The 14,126-nt window shown below is 48.1% G+C and carries 1 protein-coding gene; it reads left to right on the top strand.

Going from position 1 to position 14,126, the window contains the following annotated elements:
* Positions 1-38: 38 nt before the first annotated feature.
* Positions 39-14,102: a fibrobacter succinogenes major paralogous domain-containing protein gene (locus tag BUC20_RS28850; protein WP_073236633.1), complete on the top strand. Its 14,064-nt coding sequence runs from the start codon at positions 39-41 to the stop codon at positions 14,100-14,102.
* The last annotated feature ends 24 nt before the right edge of the window (positions 14,103-14,126 follow it).

The following is a 14,126-nucleotide window of genomic DNA, read 5'->3' as shown; positions in this document are numbered from 1 at the left end:
TACCCTTATAAATTAACGATCACCAATCGCGCACCATATTGAAAAGTCTCCTTTACTCTGCTTTTTTATGCTTACTGTTCATTGGGAATTCCGTTTCCGGGCAACGCTATTTTAGTGTGTTAAACGGTGTGCCTCAACTGGCAGTGCTGGACCATACCACCATCAGTAACCCAAAAACAGGAATGCTCATTTATAGCACTGTTGCCGGAAAACCACTGATCTATACAGGGATTTCCTGGGAAAACTTATGTACAAATACCAGCGGGACAGTAAGTGCAGAGGATTATTTTATGGTGAAGGAGGGGATTTCTTATCTGCCGGTTCTGGGCAGTCATCCGGAACAATCTAAACAGGCAGGTACGCTTTATTACTCTTCCACGAACAAGTCTACCATGATCTATGATGGCAGTGGATGGGTAAAGATTAAAGACCTTCAAAAAAGTAATTTTTCAGAAAATAAGGGGTTTACAGCAGGAAAGGATGCTAAAGCTTTTAAGCTTCCGGTATTGAATTCAGATCCCTCAGGAGCAAATAAAGGCGCTTTTTACATCAGTTCTTTGTCGGGATTAATCCGGTATTACGATGGTGCGGTATGGCAGGATCTAAGGTGTGGTGCTGAGGTGCTTACCCTTGCAGTAACAGATATTAAGGGGAGTACAGCAATTGGAAATGGAAATGTGATCAGCAATGGCGGCTCTGGAATTACCATGGTGGGTTTATGTTGGAGTACGAATGCCAATCCGGATATTTCCTTGTCTACCAAAACAGGTACAGCGCCAACTGGTGATGGTTTGGGTGCTTTTACGGGCATCCTGAAAGACCTGATGCCAAATACCATTTACCACGTCCGCGCCTATGCAACCAATACAGAAGGGACTGTGTATGGGGAAGACCTGATTTTTAAAACGGTCTTTGATCTTCCAACCATCATTACACTTCCGATATCAGACATTACCAGTATCACTGCTTTGAGTGGCGGAGACATTACCGATGATGGGGGAAGCCCTGTTTCTGCCCGCGGCATCCGCTGGAGCGTGAAAGGAGATCCGCTATTGGATAAGGATGCGGTCATTACCAACGATGGTGATGGTGTAGGTCTTTTCCCGAGTTCGGTGGTGGGCTTGCTGGGAAATACCACATATTATGTAAGGGCTTATGCGGTAAACAGTCAGGGTACTGCCTATGGCAATTTATTACAATTTACCACTCTTCCGGCAGTACCTCCGGTACTGAGTTCTGCAACGGTCAGCGTCACCGATGTGACCAATAATTCGGCAAAGGGTAGGGTCAATATTCTGAACAATGGTGGTGCCATCGTGACCGCCAGGGGTTTTGCCTGGAGCACCGACCGGAGCAACTGGATTCATGGCACATCGGCAACGGTAAATCCAACAGATGTTGGTGTCTTTATCGGAAACCTGACCGATCTTTTCCCCGGAACAACTTATTATGCCAAAGGATATGCGACCAATAGCGCAGGTACCTCATATACCAGTGAAACGAGCTTTACAACAAATTCACTGGCAAGGATGACCACGGCAAAAGTGACCAATGTCACAGGGATTTCTGCCATCGGTGGCGGACAAATCATCCATAACGGCGGTTCATTGATCAGCGTCCGGGGGATTTGCTGGAGCACAGCTGAAAATCCTACAATGGACCTTCCTACAAAAACAGAACAGGTCATTTCCGGAGATGGAATCGGTCATTTTGGGCTAGTCCTGAAAGATCTTGTTCCCGGAACTACCTATTATGTAAGGGCCTACGCGGTAAATGATGTCGGAATATCCTATGGAAACCAGGAGGTGTTCAGTACCGCAGGGTATCCACAGGTGCGGACGCTATCCGCAGGCTCATTCTTTAATAATACTGCAAAAGCAGGCGGACAGGTGCTTCGGGACGGAGGCGCAACAGTTACTTCGAGAGGAATCTGTTGGGGCACCGAAGCAAATCCATCTATAGGAAATGGGGCGGTCAGTTCCAACGGAAGCGGAATGGGAATTTATACCACCACACTCAGTGGCTTGTTGCCGGATGTGGTATACCATATGAGGGCTTATGCAACCAATGTGGTCGGTACGGTTTATGGAGAGGATGTTACGTTCAGCCTGATTCCAGGATTGCCTTCGGTGAGCACACAGGCCATAACGGCGATTACCAATATGACTGCAACAGGTGGTGGCATCGTGAGCAGCAATGGCATTGCGGATATTACTTCCAGAGGAATTCATTGGAGCATAACGGGTGATCCTGCAGATGATCCTTCAGCAGGAATGACCAATGATGGACCGGGTACAGGAAACTTCCAGAGTTTCATGAAAAACCTGTTGGGAAATACCACTTATTATGTCCGCGCTTATGCGACAAACAGGTTCGGAACGGCTTATGGTGACCTCATTGAATTCAATACCAGAGCTCCTCAACCGCCGGTTCTGGCTTCTTCTTCACTTTCAATTTACAACATCACTGATACCAAAGCAACAGGAGATGTGAGTATGCTGAACAATGGAGGGGCAAAAATCCTTTCCAAAGGAATTGCCTATAGCATCGACAGGATCAGTTACCTGAATGCAGAATCTGCGACGATAAACCCTGCAGACATAGGGAACTTCAGAACAGAACTGACCGGATTAATTCCTGGGACAGTATATTGCGCAAAAGGTTATGCTACGAATAGCGAAGGCACTGCCTTCACCGTGGAAACGAGTTTCATCACTCCATTAAACATCAGCCTGACCACCAAGCCGGTTACATTGGTCACCAGCAGTACGGCCGAAAGTGGTGGGATAATCCTCAATACCGGAAGCTCAGGAGTTACACATCGCGGTATTTGCTGGAGTACCAGTCCAAATCCGACCACCTCAGACTTCATCAGCAGTAGTGGTACATCAGCAGAAAACTTTACAGTCCGCATGACCGGGCTAAGCGGAAGTACCAAATATTATGTACGTGCCTATGCAGGAAATAATTCAGTAACCACTTATGGAAATACAGAAAGCTTTATCACCGCGCCTCCGGGGCTTGCCACAGTAAGTACCTTGTCGGTCGATCAGATTGGTGGAGTAACGGCATCTGCTTCCGGCGAGATTTCGGATGAAGGAGGAAGTCCGGTGAATGCAAGAGGAATTTGCTGGAATACCAGCCCTGATCCTACGATTACCAATGGTGCTAAAGAAAGTGGTTCAGGTAAAGGACTGTTCTCGGCTCCTTTGACCGGCTTAACACCATTGACCAAATATTACGTCCGTGCTTATGCAGTAAATGAAGTAGGTGTGGTTTATGGTAATGAGCTGATCTTCACTACAGCAACCACAGCCACCTTGACGACTTTACCGGCAACGGCAATCACTGCAAATACAGCAAGCAGCGGTGGAAATATTACCAGTGATGGTGGCACAGCAGTAACTGCCAGCGGAATCTGCTGGAGCACTGCAGGCTTGCCAACAATCGAAGACCCGCATACCAGCAGCGGGCCGGGAATCGGAAACTTTATTCATTCGCTGAAAGATTTATTTGGAAGCACAACTTATTATATCCGCGCTTATGCGATCAACAGTGCGGGAGTAGTTTACGGACAGGTAGAATCCTTTACCACAGCTCCGCCGGTACTGGCAAAATTGATCACAACTGCTCCCTATAGTGGGGCGAAAGGTGTCACGGGAATTAGTGGAGGTAGTATTCAACACAATGGAGGGGCTGTCATTACAGACCGTGGTTTGGTATGGAGTACGAACAGTGGTTTCGATCCTGAAGCAGCATCTACCAGGAAAATCACCGAACAGGGAAGTGGCAGTTTTGCCATGACCATGCCGGATCTGTTGCCTGGTACGACCTATTATGTACGGGCTTTCGCCACGAATAGCGTGGGAATCAGTTATGCCAACGAAGAAAGGTTTAACACTTTTAACCTGCCTTTGGTGAGTACCAGCCCAATTCAGCCTGCTACAATTACGAGTACAGAAGCCATTGCAGGTGGGAATATTTCTGATAACGGAGGAACTGAGGTGACCAGCAACGGGCTTTGCTGGAGTACTTCCACAAATCCGGTATTGACAGATGAACATACTTCAAACGCAACAGGTATGGGCAGCTTTGCAAACAGAATCGGAGAACTGCTGGGAAGTACCAGGTATTATGTCCGCGCTTATGCGACAAATGCCGTGGGAACAGCATATGGGGAAGTAGAAAGCTTTACCACACTTCCACCGGTTCTGGCTACCTTAATTACTACGGATGCTGAAGCTACTTCTACGACCACCGCTAAAAGCGGAGGCACAATTTTAACTCATGGCGGTGCAGTAGTCACTACCAGAGGGGTATACTGGAGCACACAGCCGGACTTTAATCCGGATACAATTACGTTAAACAAAACTGCGGAGACGGGATATTTTACAGGTAGTTTTACCGCTCAGCTGAAAGGATTAACACAACATACCACTTATTATGTAAGGGCTTATGTTGTCAATAGTGTAGGCATCGCCTATGGCAATACCGTAAGTTTCATTACCCCGCAGTTACCGACATTGACTACCGCATTTTCTAAAGCTACGGGAAGCACATCCGGACTTAGCGGCGGCGACATTTCTGATGAAGGTGGCTCTAACGTTTATAGTCGTGGGGTGGTCTGGAGTCTGGACCGTAACTTTAATCCGGATACCGTTACGATAAACAGAACCACGAATGGCAACAGAGGAGGTGCTTTTGCAAGTATCCTTAAAAACCTGAAAGCAAACAGTACGTATTACGTACAGGCTTATGCCAGGAATGTGGCGGGAACAAGCTATGGCAACCTGCTTAACTTTATCACCGATCCTCCGGTACTGGCTACTTTAACAACAAGAGGTATTTCAGGACTTGGAGGCACTACGGCCTGGTCTGGTGGTGACATTTCCGACAATGGTGGAGATGTGGTCAGCACAAGAGGACTGGTATGGAGTACACAACCAGGATTCAGACCGGATACATTGGTTGGAAATAAAACGATCATTTCAGGAAGCGGAAATGGAGGGTTTAACAGCAATATGACCGGTCTGTTGCCTGGAACAACCTATTATGTGAGGGCTTATGCCATCAACACGGTAGGTGTGGCTTATGGAAATGAACAACACTTTACCACCTTGATCATTCCAAGCCTGACGACCAATCCGGTCGCCGTTTCTTCTTCGGGAATCACGGCCACTGGTGGTGGAACCTTGTTAAGCAATGGAGGAACTACCATTACCAATCAGGGATTGGTATGGAGCACGCGTCCAAATCCGGCTTTAGGTAGCCCTCAGCAAACTGCAAATGACAGCTGGACAGGAAATACTTTCAGAAGTGTGCTGACCAGACTGGAACCGGTAACTTTATATTATGTAAGGGCATATGCTCAGAACAGCCAGGGAACAGCTTATGGAAATGAACAAACCTTTACCACACCTGCCATACTGCCTTCGCTGACCACAACTTATATCACCCCTTCTTCCAAATCTTCTGCCACCACAGGCGGTAACATCAGTAAAGATGGTGGAGCAGCAATCACGGCAAGGGGTGTGGTATGGAGTCTGGACCGCAATTTTAATCCGGAAGCTGAAACCCTGAAAAGGACCAGTAACGGCACCGGAACAGGCATCTTTACCAGCGAAGTGACCAATTTAAATTTAAGCATGGCTTATTATGTACGTGCTTATGCTACAAATAGTGTCGGGACTGCCTATGGAAATCAGGTCACAGTTACCTTGTTTCCTACTGCACCAATCCTGACCACAACCGAAGTCACAGACCTGACCGGATATGCTGCAAAAAGTGGCGGGATCATTACGAGTGACGGAGGGGCAGACATTACCCTTAAAGGCTTATGCTGGAGTACTCGTACCAATCCGACCATTAAAGACAGCAGAACAAACCTGGGTGTAGGTTTAGATCCGTTTACGGGTTCAATGACCGGCCTGGCACCAAATACCTTGTATTATGTAAGGGCTTATGCACAAAATAAAATAGGGGTAGCCTATGGCGTGGAGCACAGCTTCCTGACCAATGCTTTTCCTACACTTACCGTAACGGCTACGGTTACGAACATACTGGCCACCACTGCAACCAGTGGAGGAGACATTACGGATGACGGAAGAACAGCAATCCTCAGCAGGGGGATCACCTGGAATACAACGGGCAACCCAACAATTGCTTTGGGTACTAAAACCATAGACAATACCACCACAGGTATCGGTCAATTCGTTGCCAATTTAAAAGGACTGGCCGATAAAACCACTTATTATGTGCGTGCTTATGCCACCAATGCAGTGGGGACAACTTACGGTTCGGAGGTCGCATTTACCACATTGGAGGTGATGCTGCCAACCATCTTTACCAGTCCGGTTAAGGAGCTGACTGCCAATAGCGTATTGGCCGGAGGAGACATTACCGATGATGGAGGGATGCCGGTAACCAATCGTGGAATCTGCTGGAGCCTCAATCCAAATCCGGTGATCGTTGCAGGATCTTATCTTAATCATGCAACAGCGGGTACAGGGAATTTCCAGATCCCGATTACAGGATTGTTGCCAGGAACAAGGTATTATGTCCGCGCTTATGCCATCAACTCAAAGGGGACCGCTTTTGGCGCTGAGCAGAGTTTTGTAACGCTTGCCATTCCACCTGCGGTAACGATGGTGACCTTGAGTAATCCAACGATGACAGGCACAGACGGATCAGCAAGCGTAACGAAAAACGGCGGGGATGAAGTTACCGATCGTGGGTTCTACTGGAGTAAATTTTCTAAAACACCAGTGTTCCCTTTAGCTGCAGACAGCGTGATTTCTGTTGGAACCACCGCGCCTTTTACGATGAGCATTAATAACCTGACCCAAGGTACCAGGTATTATTTCTGGGCTTATGCAACCAATGCTGCAGGCACAGGCTTTAGTCCGGCCCCAGCGAGTCTGACCACGCCAACGCTGCCAACTGTGACCACTAATAAACCGACCGGAATCTTAAGTAATTCTGCGGTTTCAGGCGGATTTGTGGGGAGCGATGGCGGATTACCGGTAACAGCAAGAGGGCTTTGCTGGAGCACAGAAACTAATCCGACAACCGCGGTGCCGACAAAATCTGTTGATGGTGCAGGGCTTTCCGGCTTCGTCACAAACATTAAAGGCTTAGCCAATGGCACTAAATATTATATCCGTGCTTACGCCACAAACAGCCTGGGCACAAGTTATGGAAACCTGGATAGTCTGACCACACTGGATCTTCCAACACTAACCACGACTCCGGCAACTTCAATCCTGACTTCTTCGGCCGTTACCGGCGGGGAGATTACCAGTGATGGCGGTACAACCGTATATGCACGCGGAATCTGCTGGAGTACTGTAAAAGATCCAACCATTTTGCTGACCACCAAAACAAGCAATGGCCAGGGCACTGGAGTCTTTACAAGTAACATGACCGGACTGGTGATCGCAACAAAATATTATTTCAGGGCCTATGCCACGAATAGTGTGGGGACTGCTTATGGCGCATTGGACAGTTTAAATACTCCTGCAATTCCTCCTACAGTAGGGAATGTTAAGATTTCCAATATGACGGATGTTGCAGCCGATGGATCAGCAGAAGTGACTTCGGATGGAAAGGCCGAAATCACAGAACGTGGCCTGGTATGGAGTACAAAAAATCCGGTGCCAACGATCAATGATCAGAAAGTTAAAGATGCAACTGCCGGCCTGGGAATTTTTACTCTTTCTATGAAGGATTTGATAGAGGGGCCAACTTATTATGTCCGTGCCTATGCCACAAATAGTGCAGGTACGGGTTATAGTCCGGAAGTGATGAGCTTCAAGATTTGCCTTCCATTTAACATCATTCATAAGGCAGGACTGAATGGGGCACCTGTAGATAAAACCATTACCTATAAAACAGTGGCTACAAATATTTCAGGAGCGGCGCGTTGCTGGATTGCCCAGAATCTGGGTGCAGACCAGCAGGCAGTATCAGTTTCTGATGCAAGCCCGGCTGCTGCAGGTTGGTACTTCCAGTTTAACCGTGCTCAGGGATATGAATTTACTGATGCAAGGAATCCTGCAACCAATGCCTGGACGCCATGGAAAACAGATATCTCTGAAAATTCTGACTGGGCTGCAGCTACTGATCCATGTAACCTGCTTTTAGGTGGTGGATGGCGGATTCCTACAGGTACAGAATGGACTGCAGCAGATGGTGCTCCGCAAAACTGGAATAAGGATGTTGATGCTTACAATTCTGAACTGAAATTACATAATGCAGGATACCTGTCGCAGGGAGCTGGCTTATTGCTGGATACCCGCGGGAAAGCAGGTAGTTACTGGGCCAGAAATCAATATACTTCAAGTAATTATACTTTCGGAATGACTTTTATGATGGGGCCTAATACCAGTTCGGTGATCAACGGTGCTACAGGCAACAGTTACAAAGCACTTGGAATGCCTTTACGTTGTATCCGCGATACCGTAGTGCTGACCAAAGCAATCGTAAGCAATGTGAATGTTCCTGTTTCAGAAATGAAGGTTAGTTCTGCAGAAGGTCTGGCCACGGTAGTTTCTGATGGAGGAACAACAGTGACGGCACGTGGTCTGGTATGGAGCACTACAAATACGACACCAACACTTGCCGACGGGGTTATAGCGGCCGGACAGGGAGTAGGTAACTTTAAAAGCACACTCAGCAGTCTATCTGAAGGACCAACCTATTATGTACGGGCTTATGCCACGAATAAAGGTGGTACCGCTTACAGTACAGAGGTGAGCAGCTTTAAAATCTGTAATCCGTTTACCGTAGTGCATGTGGCGGGACTGAATGGTGCTCCTGTGAGTAAAACCGTGACTTATGGGACAGTGAGCAGCAACATTTCCGGTGCTGCACGTTGCTGGATTACACAAAACCTCGGTGCTGACGGTCAGGCAAAAAATGGCACGGACAAAGGGAATGATGTTTCCGGTTGGTACTGGCAGTTTAACCAGGTTCAGGGCTATCAGCATGATGGAACTACACGGACCCCATCCAATGCATGGACTCCTTGGATTAGCCAGATTAGTGAGTACCTCGGCTGGCTTCCTGCAAAAGATCCTTGTATGTTGTTGCTGGGTTCAGGCTGGAGGTTACCTACAATAGCAGAGTGGGCCGCGGCAGAAGCACCACCTCAGAACTGGGAGACGCCTGCGGATACCTACAACTCGGCATTGAAAATACATGCAGCGGGTTATATCAGCAACTCCTCAGTAACTGCCCCTTTAGCAGGGCGGGGTACTCAGGGATATTATTGGAGCAGCACGATGGGACCCTCTCCAACGATTGCAAAGGGACTTTATAACAATATGTCAGTAACCGTGGGCGACCTCGATAAGGCATCTGCATTGGCGGTACGTTGTATCCGTGATGAGATCACCGAAACGCTGCCTTCCGTGAGCAATGTGGAAGTTCCGGTTTCCGGGATGACTGCCGCTACCGCCAGTGGAACAGCTGGAGTAGGTATAGAAGGATCTGCCCCTGTGACTGAACGTGGTTTAGTTTGGAGTGATACCGAAACAGTTCCAACAATAGCAGATCACAAAGTGATGGACAATGGAAAAGGAATGGGCACATTTACTGGAATTCTTAATGGTTTAATAGAAGGGCCAACTTATTATGTCCGCGCTTATGCCGTAAGTGCTGTGGGAACAGTTTATAGTCCGCAGGTGAGCAGCTTTAAAATCTGTAACTCATTTACCATGATTCATAAAGCAGGATTGAATGGTGCGCCGGTCGACAAAACCGTTACTTATAAGACAGTGAGCACCAGTATTTCTGGTGCGCCGCGTTGCTGGATCACCCAAAACTTAGGAGCAGAACAGGAGGCCATATCGGTTGCTGATGCAAGCCCGGCTGCAGCAGGCTGGTACTTCCAGTTTAACCGTGCTCAGGGCTACGAATTTAAAGAGGCAAGGGTTCCTGCAGCCAATGCCTGGACTCCATGGAAGGTAGAGATTGCTGAAAACATAGACTGGACAGCTGCTAACGATCCATGTAACCTGCTTTTAGGAGGAGGATGGCGGATTCCAACGGCTACAGAATGGACTACAGCAGATGCAGCTCCTCAATTCTGGGCAAAAGATGCAGAGGCCTATAACTCTGTACTGAAATTACACAATGCCGGATACTTGTCGCAGGCAACTGGCTTATTGGCCGATACCCGCGGTAAAGCAGGTACTTACTGGACCAGCAATCAATATCCTGGAAGTGGTTATAGCTTTGGTACTACTTTTTTAATGGGTGCTACTGCCAGTTCGGTAGTTACCGGACCCACTGGAAACACTTATAAAGCACTGGCCATGCCTTTGCGTTGTATCCGCGATGCGGTGGTGCTGACCAAACCGATATTGAACAATGCGAGTATCCCTGTTCCGGCGATGAAAGAGACAACTGCCGAAGTATTGGCTACGGTTGTTTCTGATGGGGGATCAACCGTGACTGCACGAGGTCTGGTATGGAGTACCAGCAATTTGGTTCCAACACTTGATGACCATGTCCTGACCAATGGCCTGGACACCGGAAGTTTTAAAATTACGATGACCGGTCTGGAAGAAGGGCCTACTTATTATGTTCGTGCTTATGCGACAAATAAAGGTGGTACGGCTTACAGTGCAGAGGTCAGCAGTTTTAAAATCTGTAACCCTTTTACAGTAGTTCATAAAGCAGGCTTAAACGGTGCAGCTGTGAGTAAAACGGTTACTTACACAACTGTGAGCAGTAACATTTCGGGTGCTGCACGTTGCTGGATCGCACAAAATCTGGGTGCGGATCGTCAGGCAACAAGCGCCACTGATGCCAGCACTGAAGCGGCGGGCTGGAACTGGCAGTTTAACCAGGTTCAGGGCTATCAGCATGATGGAACCACACGGACGCCATCCAATGCATGGACTTCATGGATTATGCAGATTAATGAGAGCATTGGCTGGCTTCCTGCAAAAGATCCTTGTATGTTGTTGCTGGGTTCAGGCTGGAGGTTACCTACAGCGGCAGAATGGACCATGGCAGATGCCCCACCTCAGAACTGGATGACACAGGCCGATACTTATAACTCGGCATTGAAATTACATGGTTCAGGATACATCGGTAACACCACAGCAGCAGCTCCTTTAATAGGACGGGGTGTTAGTGGGTATTACTGGAGCAGTACGATGGGGCCTCATCCAACGCAGGGCAAAGGCTTGTTTAACAATGGCTCAGTAACTGTTGGTGATTTGGATAAGTCATTTGCACAGGCGATACGTTGTATCCGTGATGAAATTATAGAAACCTTGCCTTCGGTGAGTAATGTGGAAGTTCCGGTTTCCGGGATGACTGCAACTACTGCAAGCGGAACAGTTACGGTGGCTCCGGAAGGAACAGCTCCGGTGACCGAGCGTGGCCTGGTTTGGAGTAGTACGGAAAAGATTCCTACAATCGCCGATAACAAGGTGATGGATAAGGGTAAAGGAATGGGTGAGTTTACCGGAGTTCTTAATGGCTTAACGGAAGGACCAACGTATTATGTCCGCGCTTATGCCATCAGTGCAGTGGGAACCGTTTACAGTCCGCAGGTGAGCAGTTTTAAAATCTGTAATCCATTTACCATGATTCATAAAGCAGGATTAAATGGTGCACCGGTCGATAAAACGATTACTTATAAAACCGTGAGTAGCAGTATTTCCGGTGCGCCACGCTGCTGGATCACCCAGAACTTAGGAGCAGAACAGGAGGCCACATCCGTGTCTGATAACAGCGCTGCTGCGGCAGGCTGGTATTTCCAGTTTAACCGTGCTCAGGGCTACGAATTTAAAGAGGCAAGGGTTCCTGCAGCCAATGCCTGGACCCCATGGAAGGTAGAGATTACTGAAAACATAGACTGGACAGCTGCCAACGATCCATGTAACCTGCTTTTAGGTGGGGGATGGCGGATTCCAACAGCTACAGAATGGACCACAACAGATGCAGCTCCTCAATTCTGGGCAAAAGATGCAGATGCCTATAACTCTGTACTGAAATTACATAATGCCGGATACTTGTCGCAGGCAACTGGCTTATTGGCCGATACCCGCGGTAAAACAGGTACTTACTGGACCAGCAATCAATTCGCTGGAAGTGGTTATAGCTTTGGTACTACCTTTTTAATGGGCGCTGCTGCCAGTTCAGTAGTTACCGGACCCACTGGAAACACTTATAAAGCACTGGCCATGCCTTTGCGTTGTATCCGTGATGCGGTGGTGTTGACCAAACCGATATTGAACAATGCGAGTATCCCTGTTCCGGCGATGAAAGAAACGACTGCCGAAGTATTGGCTACGGTTGCTTCGGGCGGAGGATCAACCGTAACTGCACGTGGTCTGGTATGGAGTACCGGTAATTCGGTTCCAACACTTGATGATCATGTCCTGAGCAATGGGCTGGACACCGGAAGTTTTAAAATTACGATGACCGGTCTGGAAGAAGGACCTACTTATTATGTTCGTGCTTATGCAACCAATAGCAGCGGAACAGCTTATAGTCCGGAGGTCAGCAGTTTTAAGATCTGTAATCCTTTTACGGTGATTCATAAAGCAGGCTTAAACGGTGCACCTGTGAGTAAAACGGTTACTTATACAACCGTGAGCAGTAACATTTCGGGGGCTGCACGTTGCTGGATCGCACAAAATCTGGGTGCCGATCGTCAGGCAACAAGTGCCACTGATGCCAGCACTGAAGCGGCTGGATGGAACTGGCAGTTTAACCAGGTTCAGGGCTATCAGCATGATGGAACTACACGGACGCCATCCAATGCATGGACTTCATGGATTATGCAGATTAATGAGAGCATTGGCTGGCTTCCTGCAAAAGATCCTTGTATGTTGTTACTGGGTTCAGGCTGGAGGTTACCTACAGCGGCAGAATGGACCATGGCAGATGCCCCACCTCAGAACTGGATGACACAGACCGATACTTATAACTCGGCATTGAAATTACATGGTTCAGGATACATCGGTAACACCACAGCAGCAGCTCCTTTAATAGGACGGGGTGTTAGTGGGTATTACTGGAGCAGTACGATGGGGCCTCATCCAACGCAAGGGAAAGGGCTGTTCAACAATGGCTCAGTAACTGTTGGTGATTTGGATAAGGCATTTGCGCAGGCAGTACGTTGTATCCGTGATGAAATCATAGAAACCCTGCCCTCAGTGAGTAATGTGGAAGTTCCGGTTTCCGGGATGACTGCCACTTCTGCTGCCGGAACCGCTACAGTAGCTCCTGCAGGAACTGCCCCGGTGACCGAGCGTGGCCTGGTTTGGAGCAGTACGGAAACCATTCCTACAATTGCCCATAACAAAGTAATGGATAGTGGAAAAGGCGTTGGAGAATTTACCGGAACTCTTGCCGGTTTAACCGAAGGGCCAACGTATTATGTCCGCGCCTATGCCATCAGTGCAGTGGGAACCGTTTACAGTCAGCAGGTGAGCAGCTTTAAAATCTGTAACCCATTTACGATAGTCCATAAGGCTGGGGTAAATGGTGCACCAGTCGATAAAACTGTTACCTATAAAACCGTGAGTAGCAGTATTTCCGGTGCGCCACGCTGTTGGATCACCCAGAATTTAGGTGCAGAACAACAGGCAATATCTGCTTCTGATAACAGCGTTGCTGCTGCAGGCTGGTATTTCCAGTTTAACCGTGCCCAGGGTTATGAATTTGCTGCAAGCCGGATACCGTCTACACCGGCATGGAAAGTAGATATTCCTGAAAATCAGGATTGGATAGTTGCGAATGATCCATGTAACCTGCTTTTGGGTTCCGGATGGCGGATTCCGACAGCTACAGAGTGGACTACAGCAGATGCTGCTCCCCAATTCTGGGCAAAAGATGCAGATGCCTATAACTCCGTGCTGAAATTACACAATGCAGGGTATCTTGCACAAACGAATGGCTTATTGGCCGATACCCGTGGGAAAGCAGGCAGCTACTGGACCAGTAATCAATTTCCTGGAAGTGGCTATAGCTTCGGTACTACTTTTTTGATGGGGCCTGCTGCCAGTTCAGTAATTACCGGAGCTACGGGCAATACCTATAAAGCGCTTGGGATGCCCTTGCGTTGTTTGAAAAACTAATTTGAAAGAAAGAAAGAAAGAAAG

Source organism: Pedobacter caeni, assembly GCF_900129215.1.
GTDB lineage: Bacteria > Bacteroidota > Bacteroidia > Sphingobacteriales > Sphingobacteriaceae > Pedobacter > Pedobacter caeni.
This window is presented reverse-complemented; position numbering and strand designations above follow the sequence as displayed.